Raw genomic sequence first — 24,573 nt, forward strand, 5'->3', positions numbered from 1 at the left:
TCATGCGGTCAACCTATGAACGGCCCCTTGCCGGGTCAAGGACGCTCACACCGAGATGAAGGGATGCCAGCGCCGCGTCCAGCGCGGGGGACGAAATCTCCATATATTCAAGGGCCTCGGTCCAGAGCAGGACGGCCCTGACCGGCTTTTGGGGATAAAGCCGCGACAGCACCGCCCGGTACAGCGCAAGCTGGCGGACATAGGTCGCCGGCGCCTCGGCCGCGCTTTTGGGCGCTGCCTGGTTGGTCTTGAAGTCGACGATCAGGACCTCCTCGGGGCGCACGACCAGCCGGTCGATCTGCCCCGACACCAGGGCCGGCGTGCGGCCCGGCCGCTCCAGCCGGCCGGCGATCGCGACCTCTGCCCGGCTGCCGGCGGCAAAGACGGGCGCGAAACGCGGCTCCGTGATCAGGGCGAGCACCTTGTCGGCCAGTGCGACGCGATCGGCCACCGGCCAGTCCGCGGCGTTGCGCGCCATGAAGCCGAGCGCGGCCTCGCGCCGGCGCTCGCCGGCGATCTCGGGCAGCGATTGCAACAGCCGATGCACCAGCGTGCCGCGTTGCAACGCCAGCGCGCGCGACTGCACCGATTCGCCCGATCGGACGCTGCGGCCCTCCTCGGCAGACTGGCCTGAGGGGCGCACGGAATCCTCGTCGATGGTCTCGCGCGGGGCCGGTGTCCGCAGCCAGTCCGGCAGCGCGATGGTCTGGTGCACGGAGGCCGCCGGCGCGCCCAGCGCCGCGACGTCCTCGGGACGGGCGAACCGCGTCACCTTGCCGAGCGGCGTTTCGATCACCTGCTTGTCGAGGCCCGAGCCGGCAAGGCCGGTGTCAACGAGGTCGTACCAGCTCAGCTTGCGCACCGTCTTCATGTTGCCGGGCATGCAGCCGCCGACGATCAGCCGGTCGGCCGCGCGCGTCATCGCGACGTAGAGCAGGCGGCGATATTCGTCCTCGGTCTCCTCCAGCATCGCCTTGCGCGCCTCGGCGACAGGCCTGGGATCGTCGGCCTTGCGGCCGGCCCAGACCACGACCTCGCCGCCATTGCCGCGGGGCACCTGGATCAGCCGCAGCCGCTGCGAGTCCGCGGGCGAAGACGTGGTGTCGACCATGAACACGACCGAGGCCTCCAGGCCCTTGGCGCCGTGCACGGTCATTACCCGCACCTCGTCGCGCGAGATCTCCATGTCGCGCTTCACCTCGGTGTCGGCCGAGCGGAGCCAGGCCATGAAGCCCTGCAGCGAGGCCGGCGCCTTGCGCTCGTAGTTCAGCGCGAGCTCCAGGAATTCGTCGAGCGCGTCGTTGGCCTCGTGGCCGAGCCGGCGCAGGATGCGCGCGCGTCCGCCATCGCCGCCCAGCAGCCAGGCGTAGAACGCGAACGGCGTCTCCTCGCGGGCGCGGATCTCGCAGGCTTCCAGGCGACGCAGCACGGTCGTGAACTTCTCGTTGCCAGCCGCATGGTCGCCGAGCGCGCGGCGCAGCGATCCCTTGCGGTCCCACGCGAGCTGGAATAAATCGTCGTCATCGAGCCCGAACAGCGGGCTCTTCAGCGCCACCGCGAGCGCGAGATCGTCCTGCGGCAGCAGCAGCGCGTCGGCAAGGTTCATCAAGTCGATGATGGCGATGTGCTCGGTGAGCTTGAGCCGGTCGGCGCCGGCGACCGGGATGCCAGCGTGCTTCAGCGCCTGGATCACGGCATCGAATGCGTTGCCGCGCCGGCGCACCAGGATCAGCATGTCGCCATAGCGCAAGGGACGGCGCTCGCCCTCGTGCCCTGTCAGCGTGCCGCTCTCGACCAGCCGCTTGATCTCGGCCTGGATGCGTCGCGCAAGCTTGACCTCGGGGCTGGTCACGGCGACGCCGTCGAACGGCGCACGCCAGCCCTCGATGTCCTGCCGATCGTCGGCCTCGGCGAGATCCCACAGCTCGATCACGCTCGGGCCGGCATCGCTGAGCGCGTTGTGCAGGGGATGGCCGATCTCGACCGAATGGATGCTCTTGTAGATCGCGGGATCGCGGAAGACGTGGTCGACCGAATGCAGGATCGTCGCGCCCGAACGGAACGAATAGGTGAAGGCGACCGGATCGAATTTCAGCCCGGCGGCGGTGAACTTGCGGTGCAGCTCGCGCCTCCGCGCGTCGAACTCGTGGGGCGCCGCGCCCTGGAACGAGAAGATCGACTGCTTCTCGTCGCCGACGGCGAAGATGGTGCGGTTCAGCCCCTCGCGCGCACCTTCGCCGGCCGTGAACTCGGAGATGATGTGCGCGATGATGTCCCATTGCCGCGGGCTGGTATCCTGCGCCTCGTCGATCAGCACGTGATCGACGCCACGGTCGAGCTTGTAATGCACCCAGCCCGAGGCGATGCGGTCCAGCATCGCCAGCGTCTTGTCGATGAGGTCGTCGTAGTCGAGCAGCCCGCGTTCCTGCTTCTCGCGGCGGTAATTCGCGGCGGCCGCTGTCGCGATATGCAGCAGGGCCGCGGTGCGGTCCCGAACCGTCACGGCGCGGCGCTTTTCGATCAGCCCTGCAAGGCGCTGCGCCTCGGCTTCGAACAGGCGGGCCACGGACGGATTGTGATCGCAGAACTTCTTGGTCAGCACTGCCTTGCGCGGCAGCTTGTCGTCGGTGAGGAAGACGGACAGATAGGCGTCGACCTGATCGCTGCCGGAAAACACCTTTGCCGCGCGCAGCCGCCCGGCCTGGTCATTGTCGGATTTGCTGCCGTCCTCCAACGCGAAGGCAATGTCGTCCCAGCGCGCGCGCGGCAGGAACGGGCCGTCGAGAATTTCCGTCTCGACGGCTTCGATACGGTCGCCGATGTCAACGCCCAGCACCGCAGCCATCTGCGCCGCTGCGGCTTCCGCGTTGCCGGCCTCGTCGGTCCAGGCCATGAAATGATCGCGGCTGAGGCACGCCTCGCGCACGACCTCCTTGAAGGTGACATCGGCGGCGCTCGCCATCGCCGTCAGCAGCGCGCGGCCGGTCACGCTCTCCGGATCGCGCGCGGCTTCCAGCAGCACCTTCAGATTGGCGCGTTCCATCATGTCGGTCTGGTCGCGCTCGTCGATCACGGCGAAGCGCGCGGGAACATTGGCCTCGAACGGAAATTGCTGGAGCAGGCGGGTGCACAGCGCGTGGATGGTCTGCACCTTCAGCCCGCCTGGCGTCTCCAACGCGCAGGCGAACAGCTTTCGCGCATCGCGGCGCAGCTTTGCGCCGGGATGCGGGATGCCGACCGCGCGGATCGCCGCGTCGAGCGCATTATCGTCCAGCGTCACCCAATGGCCGAGCGTGGTGAACACGCGCTCGGCCATGTTGGCGGCGGCAGCTTTTGTGAAGGTGATGCAGAGGATTTTCTCCGGCGGCACGCCCGAGAGCAGCAGGCGGATCACGCGCTGCACCAGCACATGCGTCTTGCCCGAGCCGGCATTGGCCGAGACGAAGGCCGATGCAGTCGGATCGGAGGCGCGCGCCTGCCGCGCGCGCACCTCGTCGGGGATGGGGCGCGGCGCCTTCACCATTCCTCGATCCCCAATCCGCCGGCCGCGGACCATTCCTTGATCCGGGCAAGGTCGTCATAGGTGCCGTAGCGATTCGCCCACATCGGCAGGTTCAGCGATGTATAGGCCTGATTTTCGTCCTCGAAGGCGCGGATCAGCGCTTCCAGCTTGGCTCTTGCCTCGGCCGCCGCGGTGTCCGGCGGCTGCGGCTCGTCGCCCGGCTTGAACTTGAGCTCGAGGATACGCTCCTCGCCGGGCGGATTGTTGCCGCTGAGGCGGACATAGACGAGCTGGCTCACGGAGGCGCCGGCGTCGATACCGGGAAAGCCGCCCTCGCGCAGGATCGCGGCTTCCAACGTCAGCTGCGGCGACAGGCCCATGCGGACCTGCTTGCCGGTCGGCGGCTGACCGGTCTTGTAGTCGAGGATGGCGTAGCCGCCGCCCTGGCGGCGTTCGATGCGGTCGGCGCGCGCGGAAAGGCGGAAGCTGCGCTGAGGATCGAGCATGATCGAGATCTCGCCACGGGTCTCCGCGACGATCGCCGCGATCGCCTCGCGCCGTGCCGTCTCCCATTCGCCGAACCAGCGCGCGATACGCTGGAAGCGCGGCCACCACAGCGCCCGTGCTTCGGGCCGCTCCATCAGCGGTGCAAAGTGCTTCTCGCCGATCGCGCGCAGCACCCGCGCGGGATCATCGGGCAGACGCGCCGCATAGCTTTCCGTAAATTCGCCGATGGCATCGTGAATCGCCGAACCGCGATCGGCGGCCGAGAGCGGCATGTCGACGGGGTCGAGCGCATCGAGCCGCAAGATGCGTTTGGCGTAGATCGTGTAGGGATCGCGTAGCCAGTCTTCGATCTCGGTGACGGACATCCTGAGCGGCCGTGTCGCGCGGGGCGGTCGCGGTTCCGGCTGCTTGATCGGCTTGACCGCGTCGGGCTGGTCGAGTGCCGCAGCGAACTGCACGTATGTCTCGCCGGCGCGAATGGCCGCCGTCCAGAGCTCGTCGCCGGCCACTGCCTCCAGCCGATGCAGGAAGCGCGAGGCCACCGCCGGCGCGCCGCCGGCCTTGGCGGAATGAGTGAGAATGACCTCATCGCCGCCGAGCAATTGCGCGAAGTCATGGGCGGACAGGCCAATGCGGCGTTCCGGCAGATCGAGCCCAAGCTCGTGCCGCATCGGCCGGCTCAGCCAGGGGTCGATGCGCGGCGCCGGCGGCCAGACGCCTTCGATCAGGCCGCCGATGATGATGCGGTCGGCCTGCATCAGGCGTGACTCCAGCGGGCCGTAGATCTGCAAGCGCGCGCCCGGCTTGTCGCGCCGCCGCACCGCGCGATCGCCGAAGGCGGTCTGGAAGACGTCCGCATAGTCCGGCAGCGCTACCGGCAATCCGCTGGTCGTGCCGCCACGCAGGAGATCGTCGAACGCGCCGGCGAGCGCGAGACCATCGCGATCCTCGAAGGCGAGCGGAATACCCTGCTCGTCGCGCGACAGCTCGATCATGATCTCGCGATGCCGATGCGCGAGCTCGGCGAAATCATACGGCTTCGAGGGCGGCAGGCTCTCGATCGGCGCCAATGCTTTTTGCAGGGCGTCGATCAGAGCCTGGATGCGATCGAGATCCTCGGCCTTGAGACGCGCCCGCGGCTCGGCGCGATGCAGTGCGGAGACCTCGCTGCGCCACAGCTTTGCCAGCTCCTCGCGGAAGCGGTTGAATTCGCGGAGGAGGCCGGCCGTGCCCACAGGCGGACGCGTGCCGCGCAGCACCGCAAGCTCCAGGCTCTCGATCGCCATCTTCCATGCGCCCGGCGCGCGGCCGAGCCGGCACAGCGGATGCTTCAGCATCGCCAGCAGCGTCGGCGGCTCCAGGCCCTTGGTTGCCGCCTCTGCCGCAAGGCGCGCAAACGTGCCAGCGGAGGTTTCCATCAAGACGTCGCCGCCGGAATCATCGAAGGCGAGATCCCATCGGGTCAGCGCCGCCATCACCCGCCGCGCCAGCGCGCGGTCGGGCGTGACCAGCGCCGCGGATTTGTCCAGGTGCCTGGCCTCGCGCATCGCGATGGCGATGGCGAGCGCTTCCATTTCAGGATTGGGCGCTTCGACCACGGCGAGGTTCTTCATGCCGCCCGCGATCTTCGCGGCGACATCGGGCTGCTTCAGCCGGTCGTGCCAGACCTCGGTCTTGGCGGACGGCCGCATCGATTCCGACGCAAGCAGGTCGCGGCCGTCTTCCGCCGGCGGCTGAAGAATCTCGACATCGCTGCGCTTGATGCCGAAGCGATCGAGCAGAGCGTTCATGGCGTATTGCGGATGGTTCGAGGCCGGATGCTCCGCGAACTTGCCGAGCGCATCGCGCACGCCGCCGATGCTGCGCCAGGCGTCGTCGTCGAGATCGGTGTCTAGGCCCGGCAGCACCACGGCGCCATGCGGCAGAGAAGCGACCGCATGGAGAAATCTTGCGGTGGCCGGCATCGATCCGGTCGAACCCGCCGCGACCACGGGTCCATTTGGATGCGCGGTCAAGCGCCTCGCTTCCGCGGCGATCAGTTGGTCGCGTCGCGCGGCTGGCTCGATCCGGTTGATCTCGGCGAGATGATTGGGCCAGGCGATGCGGGCGATGCGCAGGAATTCGAGCGAGTGCTGCCAGTAGCGGTCGAGGTTATCAGGCACGAGGCCATCAAGGGCGCTCCAGTCGACGCCGCGCGTCACCATGTCGTCGATCAGGCGCGCGAGATCGGACGCCAGCGCCAGCGTCGAGGCGGGGCCGCCGACGACCAGCGGCGCCAGCACCGGACCCTTGGCCCAGGCGGCGACGAGCTGCGCCAGCGTCAGCCGCCGTTCGAGCTCGCCCAGCCGCGGCGGAATGTCGAGCGGCGCGGTCCCGGAAAACTGCTCGCTCTCGCCCGCGAAAGCGAGCTCGTCCTCGTCGATGTCGCCGAGCGCGACGATGCGCGGCAGCACGACGGCATCCGCTTTCATCTCGTCGAGGAAGATCTCGCGCACGATCCGCATGGCGCGCCGCGTCGGCAGATACAGCGTGGCGTCCGCCAGCCGCGCCGGTTCCTTGCGCGCCTCGAATCCCTCCACCAGCCGCCCATCGAGCAGGGCCGTGACGACCGTGCGCAGGAACGGAACTGAGATGGGAACGCTGAAGACGCGCATGAGCTGCCTGATTCGAAGGATCAGGCAATATAGGGAGACGGGGTCAATTGGTCATGGGTGCGGGCGAGTAGTCCCCGCTGTTCGCCGGACCGAAACAGGTCTCGTAGGGTGGGCAAAGCGAAGCGTGCCCACGTATTTTTTGGAGAGAGATGGTGGGCACGGCGCAAGGGCGCCTTTGCCCACCCTACGGCACCGTCTTCGAGGCAGCCCCTAAGCCACGCTCTCCAGAAACGCCTCTTCCGCGGCGCGCACGGCGTCGGGCGTGCCGACATGCATCCAGACGCCGTCGAGGCGCAGGCCGAACAGCCGTTCCTGCTCGTTGGCGCGGTCGAACATTTTGGTCAGCGAGAATTCGCCCTTGGGTGCGTCCGCGAAGATCGCGGGCGACATGATCGCGGCGCCGGCATAGACGAACGGAACGACCTCCTTCTCCTTGCGCTTGCGCAAGGCGCCGTCGGGCAGCATGCCGTAATCGCCGCGGCCGCCATAGCCGATGCTGGTCGCGGTCGGCGCCATCAGCAGCAGGATGTCCATGCGATCGGGATCGAAGTTTTCGGCGAGCCGCGTCAGGTTCGAGCGCACGCCGTCGATCCACAGCGTGTCGGAATTGACATGGAAGAACGGCGCATCGCCGAGCAGCGGCAGCGCCTTGACGACGCCGCCGCCGGTGCCGAGCACCTGGTTGCGCTCGTCGGAGATCGTCACGCGCGGAAGCTGGCGTGATGCGACGTGGTCGATGATCTGGTCCGGCAAATAGTGCACGTTGACCACCGCCTCCGTCACGCCGGCCTGGCCGAGCTTGTCGAGCACGTGGTCGAGCAACGGCTGGCCTGCGACCGGCACCATCGGCTTCGGCATCTTGTCCGTCAGGGGGCGCATGCGCAGGCCAAACCCTGCGGCGAGCACCATGGCTTTGGTCGGTTTGACGGACATCCTTCGCTTTCTCAGACCTTTCGCGTTCGCAATCCTAACACGAGGCTCGAATTGCCGCACCGCATCTCGACCGCCTTAACCACCCGTCGTGACGGTTGTACGACGGGTGTTGCCGTCACGCCCCAACGGCTGTGGAACGTACCTTTTTCTTCTTGTCGCCGACTTTCAGGAAATTGACGCCGATCTGGTCGCCATTGACCCAGGCCAGCTCGCAACGCCGGTAGGCGAGCCCCGTGGAGGACAGCAGGAGAAAGAATTCCTTCAGATGCAGGCCTTCGACCGAGCCGTCTATGGTCAGCTTGGCGCCGGTCTCGGAGACGTCCTCCATGGTGCAGTCGCGCCGCCAGGTGCCGTCGATTCCCATCATCTGGGCCGAAAACCCGCGCTCGAAAATAACCCGGCTATTTCCGCGCTGATCCGCTTTCGCTGCCATCTGCCCCGCTCCAGCCCCGCAATGTTCCGGCTCCCTCGGCGCCAGAATAGCGACATCTTGGCTAACGGCCGGTAAATCGGTCCTGTATCAGCCCGGCGGCGGGACGTTGGCGAGATACCAGTCGCGCAGATGGGCGAGCGTGGGATGCGCCAGCGAGCGCTGGAGATAGGTCCAGATCCGCGGCTGGTGGCGCAGATAATGCGGCTTGCCGTCGCGGCGGTTGAGCCGGGCGAAGGTGCCGAGCAGGCGCGTGTTCCGCTGCGCCGACATGATCGCGTAGCTCTCGGCGAAGCCGACGGCGTCGAAGCTCGAATCCTGCGCCCGCCGCGCCTTGATGTAGCGCGACAGCAGCGTCAGCTCGAGAGTTTCAGGGACGTCGAGACGAGCATCCTGCAGCAGCGATACCACGTCATAAGAGTGCGGCCCGAGCACGGTGTCCTGGAAGTCGATCACGCCGACGCGTTTGATGGCGTCGCGGTCAGCGAGCCAGATCAAGTTCGGCGAGTGATAATCGCGGATGACCCACGTCCTCGGCCCGGCCAACGGCTTTTTCAGCAACTCGCGCCACATCGCGAAGAACTCTGCGCGCTTCGCATCGCTCAGCGGCGCGTTGCGATCGGGCAGATACCATTCCGGCATCAACCCGATCTCGATCAGTAGCGCCTCGGTGTCGAAGGCAGGAATGGTGTAGGTCTGATCCGGCAGCTGCAGCGTCTCCGGCAACGTCCTTCTGTGCAGCACGGCCAGCACGTCTGTCGCAGCTTCGTAACGTTCGGCGATCGGGCGCGGCGGGTCACCTTCGATCACGCCTTCACTGCCGAAATCCTCTGAGATCAGGAAGCCGTGGTCGAGATCGTAATGGTGGATCGCGGGCGCCGAGATCCCCACCACGCGCAAGCCTTCGTCCATGGCAACGAAAGGCCTGATGTTCTCGGCCAGATGCACCGCGGCGCTGTAGGATTTTCCGTTGTAGAGCGCCGCGCCGTCGGGCCGCTGCGGGAAGTTCATGAGGATGACGATCTCCTCATCGCGCACGAGCCGCGCGTAGGAGCGTGTCGAGGCGTCGCCCGGCATGCGTCTGCGCGTCGCATCGATGTAACCGGATGCGTCGAGGAATTCGCGCAGCGCCTTCAGCCGCGCGACTGTAGCTGCGCTCTGGCCATGGCCTGTGATGTCGGCGGCACGCGCGCTCGCGCCCAGCGCCGGCCGGTGCGTCAGCGCGATGTCGATGCGGTCCTCGGGCATCGCCGACGGAGCGCGCTCCGGCCATTCGATCAGCACCAGCGTGGCATCGGGCAGCGGCGACAGCCCGATCTCCTCGAGCTCGCTCTCGTCCTCGACGCGGTAGAGATCGGCATGCAGCACCGGGAAGGGTGGCAGCTCGTAGCCCTGCACCAGCGTGAAGGTCGGGCTCGGCACTTCCAGCGCATCGTCGGCGGCGAGATAGCGGATCAGGCTGCGCGCCGCCGCGGTCTTGCCGGCGCCGAGATCGCCGGTGAGGGTGATGACGTCCCCGGGGCCGACCAGCAGCGCGAGGTCGGCCATCAGCTGCGCCGTGGCCGTCTCGTTGTGAAGCGCGACGGAGAATGTGGTTGTTTCCGTCATTCGGCGGCGTCGCGATGCGCCGCCTGGTCGGTCGGGAAATCGCAAATCACGACCGTGCCGCGGCCGACGATCGAATCCACCCGCACCTTGCCGCCATGCAGCTCGACGAAGGAGCGCACCAGCGACAGGCCGAGCCCGGCGCCGCGGTGACGCGAGCCTTGCGAGCGGCTTTCGAACCAGTTGAACACCTTGTCCTTCATGTCGGCAGGTATTCCAGGGCCGGAATCTGTCACGGTGAAGACCACGCTGCGTTCGGTGCGCCGCGCGCTGATGCCGACGGTGGAATCCTGTGGAGAAAACCCGACGGCGTTGGCGAGGAGGTTATAGAGCACCTGCACCACGCGCTTCTCGTCGCCGACGAAGCTGCCGACGTCGGGCGCGATCTCGACCTTGAGGCGGATGCGGTCGGTGGCGAGCCGGTCCTGGATGCCCTCGGCGGCAAGCTCGATGGCCTTGCTGACGTCGACCTGTCCGAGTTCCAGCTTCATCGCGCCGGCGTCGATGGTGGCGAGATCCAGGATGTTGTTGGTGAGCGCGAGCAGAGCGTTGGTCGATTTGGTGACGTAGTCGAGATATTCGGCCTGCTTCGGCGTCAGCGGTCCGGTCGAGGGATCGCTGAGGAAATGCGCAAAGCCGATGATGGTGGTGAGCGGCGAGCGCAGCTCGTAGGAGACGTGGTGGACGAAATCCACCTTCATCTGGTCGGCCGCCTCCAGCGCCTCGTTGCGCTCGCGCAGCGCGCGCTCGACATTCTCGGTGTCGGTGATGTCCTGGAAGGTCAGCATGGTTGCGCCGTCCGGCAGCGGCCGGATCATGCCGTCGAGCACGCTGCCGTCCTTGCGCTCCAGCTTCAGCGGCACGTCGGCGCGGTTCTCGATCGAGGTGATGGCCTCGCGGATCTGGCGCCAGACTTGCGGATCGTCGAACAGCTGATGGCACCAGCCTTCGACGGTCTGGATATGCGGCTCGTCGCGCATCGCATCGCTCGACAGCTTCCACATCCGCACGAAGGCCGGATTGAACAGCTGCGCCTTGCCGTTGCTGCCGAACACCGCGACGCCCTCGGCGAGGCTGTCCAGCGTCTCGCGCTGGACGCGGATCAGGCCGTCGAAGCGGCGGGCGAGGTCGAGACTTTCGGTGACGTCGTCGAACAGATAGGTGACGCCTCCTTCCGGGTTCGGCGTGGTGACGACCGAGAGCGCGCGGCCGTCAGGCAGGAACCAGGTGTCCTTGGCGGTCTCGACCGCGCGATAGGCCTCGTGCAGCTTGGCCTTCCAGGCGCGGAAATCCGACTGCTCCGGTAATTTGCGCGCGGCGCGGAGCTGGTCGAGCACGCTGGAATCATCCGGATGGGCGTCGAGGAAGTTGCGATCGAGATCCCACAGCCGGCGATAGGAATCGTTGTAGAAGGCAAGGCGCCGCTGGCCGTCGAACACGGCAACGCCGGAGGAGAGCTGGTCGAGCGTGCGGCGGTGCGCCTCCGCCATGCGCACCAGCGCCGAGCTCAGCGCATCCGCCTCGCTGGCATCGATCGCGACGCCGACGCTGCCGCTGCCGACATTGACGGCGCGCACGTCGTAGATGCGCCGTTCGCCGCCGACCACGATCGGCAGCCGCGAGGTGAAATTGGCGGCGTCCTTGAGCCCCCGCTCCATCGCATTGCGGTCGTCGCTGTCGAGCAGCTCGAGCTTGCGCTCCTGGGCATCGATGGCGCTGGCCGCCTCGGTGGCGCGCACATAGGCCGGGTTGGCGTAGGTCAGCGTGCCGTTTTCGCCCTTCGCCCAGATCGGCCACGGTGCGGCCGCGGCAAAGCCGCGAAGCATCTCGGTCTCGTCGGAGAGTGCCTTGTAGCGCAGATTGGTCTCGGCCAGATCGCGGCGGAGGCCCGAGAGCTCGCGAATGCGGACGATGGCCTGGCCGCCGATGGCGCGCCCGATCGCTTCCAGCATATGGCCGTGCGCGGTGGTCAGCGTCAGCTGGAACCCGTCGCCGCGCTCGCGCAGCGCATCGACCGCATGGTCCATCAGCAGCGCCGGTTCCGGCGGCAGCCAGGTTCCGAACGCCAGCACACGCTGCGGCGAGGAATCGCGCGGCAGCACCAGCGCGATTTCGCCGGAGATCTGCGCGCGGTTGTCGCCCGCCGGCCATGAGATCAGGATCTGCGGCTCGGCGAACAACAGCGCGCCGAAGCGGTCGGCCTGGAGCTGAAGTTCCCCGATCCGCGCGCGCAGCCGCGCCTCGTTCTTCGCCGTGCGCACCCGCGTGCGCATCAACAAGATCGCGGCCATCACCGAGAAGCCGAGCAGGGCCAGCGCGGTGGCGAGCACCGCGAGTTCCTGCCGGTTGAGATCCATCACAAGGGCGAGGGTGTCGACGAGGTCGGCGGCCTTGGCCGGCGCAGCCGGCAGCAGCGCTGCGAGAGCGCCTCCCACCAAGCCGTTGCGCGCCAGCGATGTGCACGACAACAGCGTCCGACGCATCGACACGATCACGCCTGACATAGTTGCCCCAAGACGCGGAAATTCAAGACCGCACGAATCTGCGCGCGGCGACCCCCGTCGCGCGCGAATCAAAAGACAATACCCTCACCGCGACTCCGCCGGTAAGAGTCCAGATCGTGAACGCAAAGGCCGCCCCAAAAAAATGCCCCGCGCGTTGTTCCAACGCACGTGATTCTGCGGATGATTCGGCTGGAGCTGTCTTGGGTTAGCGCCCCGTCGAGCCGAAGCCGCCGGCGCCGCGGTCGGTCGACGACAACGTGGCGACGGGAACCAGCGCGGCCTGCAGCACCGGCGCGATCACCATCTGGGCGATGCGCTCGCCGCGCTTGATCACGAAAGGCGCGGTGCCGTGATTGATCAGGATCACCTTGATCTCGCCGCGGTAGTCCGCATCGATCGTGCCCGGCGAATTCAGCACGGTGACGCCGTGCTTGGCCGCCAGCCCCGAACGCGGCCGCACCTGCGCCTCGTGTCCGGGCGGCAAGGCGATGGCAAGGCCGGTCGGCACCAGCGCGTATTGGCCTGGTGCGAGCGTCATGGGCTCGTTGTCCGGCACCGCCGCCATCAGATCGAGGCCGGCGGCCTCGCTGGTCTGATAGGCCGGCAGCGGCAGGCCCTCGGCGTGGGCGAGGCGTTGCAGCTCGACGGTAACCTTCGTGCTCAAGATGCGGACTCCAGGGATTTGCCGGTCACGCTCTTCGCGATATGCGCGACCAGTTCGATGGCGACCTGTTCCTTGGTCATCGCCGGCCAGGAATCAACTGCAATCTCGCCGTCCGGCGCACCGGTCTTGCGGCTGAGCAGGTGGACCGTGTTGCGGTCGCCGCCCATCACGCCGGTGGCGGGCGAGACGTCGTTGGCGACGATCCAGTCGCAGCCCTTGCGCGCGAATTTTGCTTTGGCGTTGTCGATGAGGTGCTCGGTCTCGGCGGCAAAGCCGATCACGAGCCTCGGGCGGTTGTCGGCGAGCTTGGAGATGGTGGCGAGAATGTCGGGGTTCTCGACCAATTGCAGCGGCGGCATGCCGGCCGCGGTTTTCTTCAGCTTCTGCTCGCCTTCATTGGCGACGCGCCAGTCGGCGACTGCGGCGGCGAAGATCGCGACGTCGGTGGGAAGCGCGGCCTTGACCTGCTCCAGCATCTGCCGCGCCGATTCGACATGCTTCACCGTCACGCCCGGGGGATCGTCGAGATCGACCGGACCGCTCACCAGAACAACCTCGGCGCCCGCGGCCTGCGCAGCGGCGGCAATGGCAAAGCCCTGCTTGCCGGAGGAACGGTTGGCGATATAGCGCACGGGGTCGATCGCCTCATGGGTGGGACCGGCGGTGATCAGCATGCGCGTGCCCGCGAGCGGCTTCGGCGTCGGCGGCCGCAGCAGGCGCTCGGCGGCATTGGCGATCTCGATGGCTTCCGACATGCGGCCCGTTCCGGCTTCACCGGCTTCGGCCATCTCGCCCGCATTCGGGCCGATCAGCACCACGCCGTCGCGCTGGAGCTGGGCGACGTTGCGGCGCGTCGCCGCGTTGCTCCACATCAGCGGATTCATCGCCGGCGCCAGCAGCACCTTGCGGTTGGTCGCGAGCAGGATGGCGCTGGCGAGATCGTCGGCATGACCGTTCGCCATCTTCGCCATCAGGTCGGCGGTGGCCGGCGCCACCACGATCAGGTCGCAGTCGCGCGCGAGGCGTATATGGCCGGCATCGAACTCGCTCTGCGGGTCGAACAGGTCGGTATAGACGCGCTCATGCGACAGGGCGCTCGCGGCCAGCGGCGTCACGAATTGCTGGGCCGCCTTGGTCAGCACGCAGCGGACCTCGATGCGGCGCTCCTTCAGCCTGCGGATCAGGTCGAGCGACTTATAGGCCGCAATCCCGCCGCCGATGATCAGGGTGACGCTGGCCTCGGGAACGGCGCCGCTGCGCTGCGGCGTCGGGGCGGCGGAGGGCACCGCAAACGGCGTCAGCGGCTCCTCACGGCCCTCGATCAGCTCCCGCAGGATGACCCGGACCTCCTCTTCGACCGACCTGTGGTTCTTGGCCGAGCGCAGCCGCAGATAGGTTTTGACGGCGTCGTCGAGCTTGCGGATGGTCAGGCTGGCCATGACGCCCTCCGGAACGGAATGATAGCAATGCTATCACCAGCGTGATTGCAGTGCAATCACAGATTCCGGACGGCGATCAGAATCCCGATGAAGGTCGCGGCGATGATCCAGAGCGCCACGGTGCGCCAGCGGTTCTTGCGGCCCTCGCTGCGTCCCATGGCGGCGATGCTCTCCGGCGACAGCCTGATGCCCTCCCGCGTCATGGTCTCGAGCTGCTCAAGCACCTTCACGGACCGCTCGGCGATCTCAGGCAGGCGCATCAAGACCCGCGCGATGTCCCCGGTCCCCGCGAGCGCGCCCTCGATGCGGCCGATGGGTCCGAGGTTGCGCTCGATCCATTCGCGCACCACGGGGTCGGCGATCCGCCAGATGTCGAGCTTGGGATCGAAGCCGCGCGCCACGCCCTCGACCACCACCATGGTCTTCTGCAGCAGGATCAGCTCGGGCCGCGTCGTCATGTCGAACAGGCCGGTGACCTCGAGCAGCAGCGTGAGCAGCCGCGCCATCGAGATCTCCTCGGCGGTGCGGTTGTGGATCGGCTCGCCGATGGCGCGGATGGCTTGCGCAAAATTCTCGACCGAATGATGCGCGGGCACATAGCCGGCCTCGAAATGCACCTCGGCCACGCGGCGATAATCGCGGGTGATGAAGCCGAGCAGGATCTCGGCGAGAAAGCGCCGCTCCTTCATGCCGAGCCGGCCCATGATGCCGAAATCGACCGCGACGAGGCGGCCGGCGTCATCCAGGAACAGATTGCCCGGATGCATGTCGGCATGGAAGAAGCCGTCGCGCAGCGCGTGGCGCAGGAAGCTCTGGATCACCTTGCGGCCGAGATCGGGCAGGTCGACCCGCGCCTCGGCGAGGCGCTTGTGATCGTTCAGCGCGATGCCGTCGATCCACTCCATCGTCAGCACGTTGTGCGTGGTGCGGTCCCAGTCGACGGCGGGCACGCGGAAATCGGGATCGTCGCGCGTGTTCTCCGCCATCTCCGACAGCGCGGCAGCCTCGAGCCGCAGGTCCATCTCCATCGCGACCGAGCGCGACATGGTGTTGATGACCTCGATCAGGCGCAGGCGCCGCGCCTCGGCCGAATAGGCCTCGGCCTTGTGCGCGACGTAGAAGAAATCGGAGAGATCGCGGCGGAAGCGCGCGGCGACGTTGGGTCTCAGCACCTTGATCGCAACGGACTTGCGGATGCCGTCGCGCACCACCTCGCCGCGATGCACCTGCGCGATCGAGGCCGCCGCGACCGGCGGGCCGAAGCTCACAAAGATGTCCGTCAGCGGCCGCTCCAGCGAGGTCGCGATCGTGGCCTCGGCTTCCTGCTGCGGAAACGGCGGCAGGCGGTCCTGCAGGCTTTCGAGATCGCGCGCCATGATGACGCCGACCACATCGGGGCGCGTGGCCAGGAACTGGCCGAGCTTGAGATAGGCCGGGCCCATCCGCGTCAGCGCGCGCGAGATCCGCGGTCCCTGCTTGGCGCCACGGCGCTCGATGATGCGCGCCAGCTTCAGCGCGAGCTGTCCCGGCGGCGGCACCAGGCTCGGATCGACCGCGCCGAACACGCCTTCGTGCGCAAACACGAACGCGGCGCGGATCAGGCGCGCAATGTGGGTGACGGCAGAGATCACAAACGCCAGCCCGAATGCAGTGCGACGATGCCGCCGGAGAGTGTCTGCCAGCTGACGCGGGCAAAGCCGGCCTCGCGGATCATGTCGGCGAAGGCGGCCGGCCTTGGAAATTTGCGAATGGACTCGACGAGATATTGGTACGATTCGGCGTCGCCCGTGACCATGCGCCCGAGCGGCGGGATCACCTTGAACGAGAACAGATCATAGAGCTTGTCGAGGCCGGGCATCTCGACGGTGGAGAATTCCAAACACAGGAAGCGGCTGCCGGGCCTCAGCACGCGATAGGCCTCGCGCAGCGCAAGGTCGATCCGCGGCACGTTGCGGATGCCGAAAGCGATCGTGTAGGCATCGAAGCTGCGGTCGGCGAAGCCAAGCGCCTCGGCGTTGCCTTCGACGAAATCGACCTGGGTGTCCAAATGACGCTTGGCGGCGCGTTCGCGCCCCACGGCCAGCATGTTTGCATTGATGTCGCACACCGTGGCGTGGAAGCCGGGGCCGGCTGCCTTGGCGGCGCGGAACGAGATGTCGCCGGTGCCGCCGGCGACGTCAAGCAGCGCGAACGGCCGGTCGCCCCTCGGCGGATCCAGCGCGGTGATCATGATGTCCTTCCAGACCCGGTGCAGGCCGCCGGACATCAAATCGTTCATCAGGTCATAGCGCGACGCCACGCTGCGAAACACATCGTTCACCAGCGTCTGCTTGTCCCCGAGGGGAACGTCCCTGAAGCCAAAATGCGTGGTTTCGCCCGGCCGATCCATTACTCTACTCCACTCGACGGACCATAGCCCGCCCGCCGCAATGGCGCTATCACACCGCCCTCATAAGGTGAATGCCCGACCATGCCTGAATTGCCCGAAGTCGAGACCGTCCGCCGCGGCCTTCAGCCCGTGATGGAGGGTGCGAAAATCCTCGACGCGGAGGCCCGCCGGCCAGATTTGCGCTTTCCGTTCCAGCCCGACTTCGTGGCCCGGCTCAAGGGGCAGGTCGTCACGGGGCTGGGGCGCCGTGCAAAATATCTCATGGCCGATCTCGCCTCCGGCGACGTGCTCCTGATGCATCTGGGCATGTCGGGCTCGTTCCGCGTCATCAAGCCGGACAACGAGGCTCAGCCGGGCGAGTTTCATTATCCGAAGGCCAAAGACTCCGCGCACGACCACGTGCTGTTTCGGATGTCCTCGGGCGCCGACATCGTCTTCAACGATCCGCGCCGCTTCGGATACATGAAAGTGATTGCGCGTGGCGCGCTCGAAGACGATCCGCTGCTGCGCGGGCTCGGCCCCGAGCCGCTCGGCAATGAATTCGACGCGGCGATGCTGGCGCGCTCCTGCCAAGGCAAGACCACGAGCCTGAAGGCCGCGCTGCTCGACCAGCGCGTGGTGGCCGGGCTCGGCAACATCTATGTCTGCGAGGCGCTGCACCGCTCGCATCTGTCGCCGCGGCGCATTGCAGCGACCCTATCCACCAGGAAGGGCGAGCCGACGGATCATGCCAAGCGCTTGGTCGGCGCGATCCACACCGTGCTGAACGACGCCATCAAGGCCGGCGGCTCCAGCTTGCGCGATCACCGCCAGACCTCGGGCGAGCTCGGCTATTTCCAGCATTCGTTCAGGGTCTATGACCGCGAAGGCGAAAAATGCACGACGCCGCGCTGCGGCGGCACGATCAAGCGGTTCGTGCAGAACGGTCGTTCGACCTTCTGGTGCCCGAAATGTCAGAAGTGACCATCGGGATTGCCGCAGCGTCGTAGCCCGGATGGAGCGCAGCGTAATCCGGGGCCGGCCTCTCCGCGGAGAGACCTTCCTGGATTGCGCTTCGCTTCATCCAGGCTACGGGAGCCCTCGCTACAACGCGCGAGGCGAAGCAATCCGGCCGGGCTGGTGGCCGGACTGCTTCGTCGCTTGGGCTCTTTCACCGGATGGCGAAGAGCCCGACTGTCGTCCGAGCGATCGCCCCGCTCAGGACGCCAGTGTCGTGGTCTCGTCCGACGCCTTGCCTGCAGCGATCTGCAGCATGCCGTGCGTAGCCGAGATGACCTGGTCGATCAGGACATTGGTGGTGGCTTCGAGCTCGAGCCGGGTCTCGATCCAGCGCCAGAGGCCGCGGATCTCGTCCGCCGATTTGCCGTTCGGCGCGAATTCATTCACGGCAAGGCCGCTCGCAAGCGCGTCCTGGTGATCGTTGCGCATCACGATCAGCGGACGCGCGAGCACCTCGGCAAGATCGAGCGCGGCTTCCTCGGCGAGCGCGGTCGCGGCGTTGTCGATGCGCTGGCCGCGGATCGGCGTCTGGTTGAGCACGAAGCTGTAAGGCCGCTTCCAGGCACGGGCGACGCTGAGCGTCGAGACGGTCGCCTCGATGTCGGCGACGCTGGGACGGGCCGGGATCAGGCAGAGGTCGGAATGGCGGATCGCGGCGGTGGTGGCGGCGCTGAGGCCGGCGGCAGTGTCGACGATCGCGAGCTGGAGGCCGCTCCCGGCGAGCATCTTGAGACGCGGCTCGATATCGGCGGCGTGATAGATCGGCTCGACGACGAGATCGTCGGTAGAGCGGCGGCGCTGCCAGTTGGAGAGGGTGCCCTGCGGGTCGGTCTCGATCAGGCGGACGGTGAAGCCGGCCTGCTTGGCGGCCAGAGCGAGGCCGATGGCAAGCGTGCTCTTGCCGCTGCCGCCCTTTTGGGTGGCCAGTACGATCGTGTGCATTGAAGGTCAATCCTTTGGAGTGCTGGGTCAGGGATACGCCACGCGAACGTGCATCGCTTCTGGATGCTGAGCGCTTCTCGCTCAGGACGTGCCGGCCCGATCCAAAGGGGATCGCGGAGGTCCGAATCAACGGTAACGATGATGGCGGAATCGCGAATGCCAGCGAATCCGTACCATTACCGGCTCCGTAATCGTACGTGAGGCGGTCCGTGCCCCGGACAAAGCGCAACGCGATAGCGGTGGGCTGCAGAGCCGGGGCCCAGAAGCCACAAGCGCGACTGTTGAAATATGGGTCCCGGCTCAGCGGAGCGGCATTTCATGCCGCACCGCGTCCGGGACACGAGGATTGAGATGCCGGCAGCGCCTTATTTCCGCACGCAGATCACGCGCACGACGGCGGCTTTGGCGTCTGTCGACGTGCCATTCGGGCTGACGCCCTTCGCCTTGAGAAACCCGCGCACCGCCTCGGCAGAGACCATCATCGCCTGTGATGCCGACGTCGCGGGTCCCGCGACCACCGCCGGCTTCAGCAGCGCGATGCCGGCGAACTTGCCGTCGCCGTCGACGGCCGGGCTGCCGGAGAAGCCGACCGGCGGCGGCGGCGAGAGCGCGGAATTGCTGCTCGTCGCCGGCGTCAGCGCGGCCTTGAGGTTCGACACGGCGGCCGCGCCGCCCTGGCTTTGCGGATCGGCGATGCCGACGACATCGACATTGGTCTTCGCGGCCCCTCCGGCGAGGCTGAGCGGCCTCAGGTCGCGCGCGCCGTAGATGCGCAGCAGCGCGAGATCGTGCTCCTTGTCCTCGGCGAGACGGTCGGCGCTGCCATGGCCGGCGATCGTGATCGCAAGGCAGCCATCGGTGACGAGGCGGTCGGTGACGATCGCGCCGTCCTCGCTGACGACGACGCCGGTGCCGTATTCGACGGTCTTGCGCGGCGGCGGCCCGGCCAGCGGTCCCGACGGAAACGCGTTGAACGCGCTCGACATCGCGATCACGACCGGCTCGACAGTATTCTCTGTCGCCTGGTCGTAGATGATCGTCATGGTGCGGACCTCGTCGCCCTTGAAGGTGCCGCGGACGTAGAACTTCTTCTCGCCCTGCAAGCCCGACAGCACGAAGAAATCCGGCTTCACCACGGTGTAATCGACCTTGCGGCCGGACGGCTCCTTCTCGAGATCGGCGAGCTTGGCCGAGGTCGGGTTCGTCTCCTTGCGGCGGCTGAGAACCACCTGCACCGTCCCTGTCGGCGAGGTCCATTTCGAGCCGTTGGCGTCGCTTGCCTGCTGCGGCACCAGCTTGCCGGGAATGCCGAGCCGGGCGCCGCTGGTCGGCTCCGTCACGATCTTCCAGCCGACGCTCTCCTGCTTCTTGCGTGCCGCCTCAGTGAGCGCGGTGCGCTCCTGCGGATTGAGCACGCCGGTCGGCTTGCCGCCCTTGGCCTTCTGGTACTCCTTGATGGCGTTGACCATGCGCTCGCTGACGTCGCCGGTGATGGCGCCGTTATATTGTCCGACCCAGGCGAGGTCGGACTGCAGGGCCAGCCGCTCGGCTTTGGCCATGGCATCGGCCGTCGCGGACGGCGTCTGCATCGCAGGGGGCTTGACCGGAACGGTCTGGACCGTCTTCGGGGTGGCGCCTGGCACTTGGGGCGTCGTCATCTGGGCGTGCGCGCCCGTGGCAGCCGCCAACATCAGTGTTGCCGCAAGCATCGATCTCATGACAAATCCAGCCAGCCCGTTGAACGCCAAAACATTGAAAAGCATGCGATTGAAGCACATCTCGTTGGTCGCGAACAATGTTGCGGCGGTTCAGGCCTAAGGTCGGGCCGTGTACACAGGTCCTCATCCTGAGGAGCGGCCGAAGGCCGCGTCTCGAAGGATGGCCCCGGGTGAGATCCGGGCCTGCATGGTTCGAGACGCGCGTTCCGCGCTCCTCACCATGAGGCGTGAAAGCGATGGCTTGGTAGGAGAGGCGTAAGACGATGCTGAGCCCGGACGAACTCGAACGCTATGCCCGCCACATCGTGTTGCGCGACGTCGGCGGCCCCGGCCAGGCGGCGCTGAAGCGGGCCTCGGTACTGGTGATCGGCGCCGGTGGGCTCGGCGCGCCTGCGCTGATGTATCTGGCCGCCGCCGGCATTGGCACGCTCGGCGTGGTCGACGACGACGTGGTGTCGCTGTCCAACCTGCAGCGCCAGGTGATCCATACGACGCCCGATATCGGGCGGCACAAGGTCGAGAGTGCCGCCGAGCGGATCGCGGCGCTCAACCCACATGTCCGCTTCATCGGTCACGCCACCTGGCTCAACGCGGATAACGCGCTCAGCCTGATCGGCGATTACGACCTCGTGCTCGACGGCTCCGACAATTTCTCGACACGCTATCTCGTTTCCGACGCCTGCTTCTTCGCCAAGCGGCCGCTGATATCAGCGGCGCTCGGCACCTTCGACGGCTCGCTGACCACCATCCGCGCGCATGAGACGAACGAGCAGGGCGAGTTCAATCCGACCTACCGCTGCCTGTTTCCGGAAGCGCCGCCGCCCGGCACGGTGCCGGCCTGTGCGGAGGCCGGCGTCATGGGCGCGCTCGCGGGCGTGCTCGGCTCGATGATGGCGCTGGAGGCGATCCGCGAGATCGTCGGCTTCGGCGACGGCCTCGTCGGCCGCCTCCTGATGATCGATGCGCGCGCGATGCGCTTCGAGACGCTGCGCTATTCACGCGATCCCGCCAATCCGCTCAACGGCGACGGGCCCGTGTTCGAGGATCTCAGCTTCCATCGCAGCTGATTGCTACGGTCACGCCGTCGCCGGCTTCTCGCTGTCGAGATGCGCCATATGCTCGGCCGGGTAGCGCGTGCCGGCCGCGATATCGGGCGGAAACGCCTTGGCCAGCGCCTCGAGATGCGCCGGCGTCAGCGTCACCTTCGTTGCGCCAAGCGCTTCGCTGAGGCGGTTGCGGGTGCGGGCGCCAACCAGCGGCACGATCGCGTTGTCCTGTGCCGCGACCCAGGCGATCGCAACCTGTGCCGGCGTTGCGCCGATCTCATTTGCGATTGCGCGCAGCTGCTCCACCAGCGCGAGATTGGTGTCGAGGTTCGCACCCTGGAAGCGCGGCGTCATCAGCCGGTAGTCACGGCCGGCCTTGCCTGAGTCCTTCGACCAGTGGCCGCTGATCAGGCCGCGCGCGAGCACGCCGTAAGCGGTGATGCCAATGCCGAGCTCGCGGCAGGTCTTCAGGATACCGCGTTCGATGCCGCGCTCGATCAGCGAATATTCGATCTGGAGATCGGCGATCGGATGCACCGCATGCGCGCGGCGGATGGTGTCGGAGCCGACCTCGGACAGGCCGATATGCCTGACATAGCCGGCCTTCACGAGCTCGGCGAGACCACCGATGGTCTCCTCGATCGGCACATTGGGATCGAGACGCGCGGGACGGTAGATGTCGACATAGTCGGTGCCGAGGCGCTGCAGCGAATAGGCGAGGAAGTTTTTTGTCGCCGCCGGCCTCGTGTCCATTCCCGCGAATTCGCCGGCCGGCCCGCGCAGCGCGCCGTACTTGACGCTGAGCTGCACCTTTTCGCGCGGCACCTCCTTCAGGGCTTCCCGCAACAGCGTCTCGTTGTGCCCCATGGCGTAGAAATCGCCGGTGTCGAGCAGGGTGATGCCGGCATCGAGCGCCGCGTGCACCGTGGCGATGGCCTCGCCGCGATCGGCGGCGCCGTAGACCTCCGACATGCCCATGCAGCCGAGGCCGAATGTGGAGACGGTCGGGCCGGTTGAACCGAGTTTGCGCTGTTCCATGATTTTTCTCCTCGAGAAGGCGGCTGGGCCGCGTCACGAGGCCAGATATGAGCCGGAGCGATTGCGCCGATAAGCTGGACAATCCAGAACGCCTTGTTCACATTGGCGAACAATGGCCGAGCCCGATCTGCGCGATCTCGATGTCTTCGTGGCGGTTGCCCGCACCCGCAATTTCCGGCGGGCGGCGGTCGAAATTCGCGTGTCCGTATCGAGCCTTAGCCAACGGCTGCGGGACCTGGAGGAACGTCTCGGCGTGCGCCTGATGAACCGCACCACCCGCAGCGTCGCGCTGACCGAGGCGGGTGAGCTGCTGCTGTCGCGCGTCGCACCGGCGCTGCGCGATGTCGGCGATGCCCTGGAGCAGGTGCGGGGCCTGCGCGAGGTCGCCTCGGGCCGCCTGCGCATCAATGCGCCGCCGCCCGCGGTCGATCTGGTGCTGGCGCCGCTGGCCGGGCCGTTCCTGCGCGCCCATCCGCAGGTCGATCTCGACATCGTCAGCGAAAGCGGCTTCGTCGACATCGTGAGCGGGGGCTATGACGCCGGCGTGCGCTATGGCGAGCATCTCGCGCAGGACATGGTGGCGATCCCGCTGAGCGGCCCGCAGCGCTATGTCGTGGTCGCTTCGCCCGGTTACATCGCGCGGCGCGGCAGGCCGCTTCATCCGAAGGACCTGCTCGACCATGATTGCATCCGCGCGCGCTATTCGAGCGGCGTCATGCACGATCTGGAATTCGAGAGAGCCGGGCAGGTCGTGAAGGTCGATCCGCCGGCGAAGCTGATCTCGACCAATATGAATCTTGCGATGCGCGCCGCGCTCGACGGCGTCGGCATCTGGGCCACGCTCGACGGCTATGTCGGCGATGCCGTGAAGTCCGGCGATCTGATCAGCCTGATGGAAGAATGGTGCGAGCCGTTTCCGGGCCCGTTCCTGTATTATCCGAGCCGGCGCCAGACGCCGCCGGCGCTGCGCGCGTTCATCGATTTCGTTGCGGATTGGCGCAAGCGCGAAGGGCGCGGGAAGTAAACCTCAAAGCATGCTCGGCAGCACGCGGTCCGGCGGTTTGTGGGCGTCGAGGAAGGTGCGGATGTTGATGATCACCTTCTCGCCCATCTCGACGCGGCCTTCGATCGTGGCCGAGCCCATATGCGGCAGCAGCGTCACCTTGCCGGCCCTGGCGAGCCGCACCAGCTTCGGGTTGACCGCGGGCTCGTGCTCGTAGACGTCGAGGCCGGCGCCGCCGATCTCGCCGCCTTCGATTAGCTTGATCAGCGTGTCCTCGTCGGTGACCTCGCCGCGCGCAGTGTTGACGATGTAGGCGTCCTTGCGGATCAGCTTCAGCCGCCGCGCCGAGAGCAGGTGATAGGTCGCCGGCGTGTGCGGACAATTCACCGAGATGATGTCCATCCGCGCCAGCATCTGGTCGAGGCTTTCCCAATAGGTCGCCCCTAACTCCTCGGCGATGACGGGGGCGACGGGACGGCGGTTGTGATAGTGGATCTGCAGGCCGAAGGCGCGGGCGCGGCGCGCCACCGCCTGGCCGATGCGGCCCATGCCGATGATGCCGAGGCGTTTGCCCCCGATGCGGTGACCGAGCATCCAGGTCGGCGACCAGCCGGGCCAGGGCTTGCCTTCGGTCAGGATCGAGGCGCCTTCGATCATTCGCCGCGGCACCGCCAGGATCAGCGCCATGGTCATGTCGGCGGTGTCTTCGGTCAGGACCTTCGGCGTGTTGGTGACGGTGATGCCGCGGGCATGGGCGGCTGCGACGTCGATATTGTCGACGCCGTTGCCGAAATTTGCGATCAGGCGGAGCTTGCAGTCGGGCTGGTTCACCACCTCGGCGCTGATGTGATCGGTCACGGTCGGAACCAGCACGTCGGCGGTGCGGGCGGCTTCCGCGATCTGCTCGGGCGACATCGGCGTGTCGTCGAGATTGATCCGCGCGTCGAACAGCTCGCGCATCCGCGTCTCGATCGAATCCGGCAGCTTGCGCGTCACCACGACGAGGGGCTTTTTCTTCACCGACATGTCCTGCTCTCATGAGGCATCGCAGGCCGCCTCTGTCGCCAAAGGCCGGTCGTTGAGGCCTCATTAACCCGGTTGTTCGACACTGCCCTTGCCGTGTCCGTCCCCGGCGTTTCCTCCAAGCTCACCCGACATTTCCGGCCGGAAAATCGGGGCCAATTGGTTGCTCAAATGCCC

17 protein-coding genes are annotated in these 24,573 nt (G+C 67.0%); 3 read left to right on the forward strand and 14 right to left on the reverse strand.

Annotated elements, in window-relative coordinates; translation table 11 throughout:
- Positions 1–13 precede the first annotated feature (13 nt).
- The 10 genes from addA to ubiE form a co-directional block, all read right to left on the reverse strand.
- A complete protein-coding gene (gene addA / locus ACM43_RS24530; RefSeq protein ID WP_271543444.1) occupies positions 14–3,523 on the reverse strand; it encodes a double-strand break repair helicase AddA in 3,510 nt (1,169 codons plus the stop codon).
- On the reverse strand, positions 3,517–6,663 hold the full coding sequence (addB, locus tag ACM43_RS24535) for a double-strand break repair protein AddB (RefSeq protein ID WP_271543446.1): 3,147 nt from the start codon (positions 6,661–6,663) through the stop codon (positions 3,517–3,519). The genes addA and addB overlap by 7 nt, the downstream gene beginning before the upstream one ends.
- Positions 6,664–6,873: 210 nt before the next feature.
- Positions 6,874–7,596: a nucleotidyltransferase family protein gene (locus tag ACM43_RS24540; protein ID WP_271543448.1), complete on the reverse strand. Its 723-nt coding sequence runs from the start codon at positions 7,594–7,596 to the stop codon at positions 6,874–6,876.
- A gap of 115 nt (positions 7,597–7,711) precedes the next feature.
- Complete coding sequence (locus tag ACM43_RS24545; RefSeq protein ID WP_036009083.1) at positions 7,712–8,029, reverse strand: PilZ domain-containing protein; 318 nt, start codon at positions 8,027–8,029, stop codon at positions 7,712–7,714.
- Between the two features lie 87 nt (positions 8,030–8,116).
- Entirely contained in the window at positions 8,117–9,634 is a 1,518-nt protein-coding gene (gene tsaE, locus ACM43_RS24550; protein WP_271543450.1) for a tRNA (adenosine(37)-N6)-threonylcarbamoyltransferase complex ATPase subunit type 1 TsaE, read from the reverse strand.
- Positions 9,631–12,135 (reverse strand): sensor histidine kinase, encoded by a 2,505-nt coding sequence (locus tag ACM43_RS24555; RefSeq protein WP_271543452.1) that lies wholly within the window; start codon positions 12,133–12,135, stop codon positions 9,631–9,633. Before ACM43_RS24555 ends, tsaE begins: the two co-directional genes overlap by 4 nt.
- A gap of 205 nt (positions 12,136–12,340) precedes the next feature.
- Positions 12,341–12,799: a dUTP diphosphatase gene (dut, locus tag ACM43_RS24560; protein WP_225157651.1), complete on the reverse strand. Its 459-nt coding sequence runs from the start codon at positions 12,797–12,799 to the stop codon at positions 12,341–12,343.
- Positions 12,796–14,238 (reverse strand): bifunctional phosphopantothenoylcysteine decarboxylase/phosphopantothenate--cysteine ligase CoaBC, encoded by a 1,443-nt coding sequence (coaBC, locus tag ACM43_RS24565; protein ID WP_271543456.1) that lies wholly within the window; start codon positions 14,236–14,238, stop codon positions 12,796–12,798. The genes dut and coaBC overlap by 4 nt, the downstream gene beginning before the upstream one ends.
- Before the next feature lie 56 nt (positions 14,239–14,294).
- Entirely contained in the window at positions 14,295–15,869 is a 1,575-nt protein-coding gene (ubiB, locus tag ACM43_RS24570; protein ID WP_225113801.1) for a 2-polyprenylphenol 6-hydroxylase, read from the reverse strand.
- A complete protein-coding gene (ubiE, locus tag ACM43_RS24575) occupies positions 15,866–16,627 on the reverse strand; it encodes a bifunctional demethylmenaquinone methyltransferase/2-methoxy-6-polyprenyl-1,4-benzoquinol methylase UbiE (RefSeq protein WP_271543460.1) in 762 nt (253 codons plus the stop codon). The genes ubiB and ubiE overlap by 4 nt, the downstream gene beginning before the upstream one ends.
- Before the next feature lie 81 nt (positions 16,628–16,708).
- Between ubiE and mutM the strand changes: the two genes are divergently transcribed.
- Positions 16,709–17,590: a bifunctional DNA-formamidopyrimidine glycosylase/DNA-(apurinic or apyrimidinic site) lyase gene (gene mutM / locus ACM43_RS24580; protein WP_271543462.1), complete on the forward strand. Its 882-nt coding sequence runs from the start codon at positions 16,709–16,711 to the stop codon at positions 17,588–17,590.
- 234 nt (positions 17,591–17,824) lie between these two features.
- On the opposite strand, the gene ACM43_RS24585 is transcribed toward mutM, so the two are convergent.
- Complete coding sequence (locus tag ACM43_RS24585) at positions 17,825–18,568, reverse strand: ParA family protein (protein WP_271543464.1); 744 nt, start codon at positions 18,566–18,568, stop codon at positions 17,825–17,827.
- A 365-nt stretch (positions 18,569–18,933) separates the two neighbouring features.
- Entirely contained in the window at positions 18,934–20,286 is a 1,353-nt protein-coding gene (locus ACM43_RS24590) for a serine protease (protein WP_271543466.1), read from the reverse strand.
- A gap of 263 nt (positions 20,287–20,549) precedes the next feature.
- Between ACM43_RS24590 and ACM43_RS24595 the strand changes: the two genes are divergently transcribed.
- Complete coding sequence (locus ACM43_RS24595; protein ID WP_271543468.1) at positions 20,550–21,353, forward strand: HesA/MoeB/ThiF family protein; 804 nt, start codon at positions 20,550–20,552, stop codon at positions 21,351–21,353.
- Between the two features lie 9 nt (positions 21,354–21,362).
- Here the strand turns inward: ACM43_RS24595 and ACM43_RS24600 are convergent, their stop codons facing one another.
- Positions 21,363–22,370, reverse strand: a complete 1,008-nt coding sequence (locus tag ACM43_RS24600; RefSeq protein ID WP_271543470.1) for an aldo/keto reductase — start codon at positions 22,368–22,370, stop codon at positions 21,363–21,365.
- A gap of 112 nt (positions 22,371–22,482) precedes the next feature.
- Between ACM43_RS24600 and ACM43_RS24605 the strand changes: the two genes are divergently transcribed.
- A complete protein-coding gene (locus ACM43_RS24605; RefSeq protein WP_271543472.1) occupies positions 22,483–23,394 on the forward strand; it encodes a LysR family transcriptional regulator in 912 nt (303 codons plus the stop codon).
- Positions 23,395–23,397: 3 nt separating this feature from the next.
- Here ACM43_RS24605 and ACM43_RS24610 read toward each other — a convergent pair whose 3' ends face one another.
- The gene (locus ACM43_RS24610) at positions 23,398–24,399 is read right to left on the reverse strand and encodes a 2-hydroxyacid dehydrogenase (RefSeq protein ID WP_225129577.1); all 1,002 of its coding nucleotides are present in this window, start codon (positions 24,397–24,399) and stop codon (positions 23,398–23,400) included.
- Positions 24,400–24,573 lie beyond the last annotated feature (174 nt).

It is taken from the genome of Bradyrhizobium sp. CCBAU 45321, from assembly GCF_028128975.1.
Classification (GTDB): domain Bacteria; phylum Pseudomonadota; class Alphaproteobacteria; order Rhizobiales; family Xanthobacteraceae; genus Bradyrhizobium; species Bradyrhizobium yuanmingense.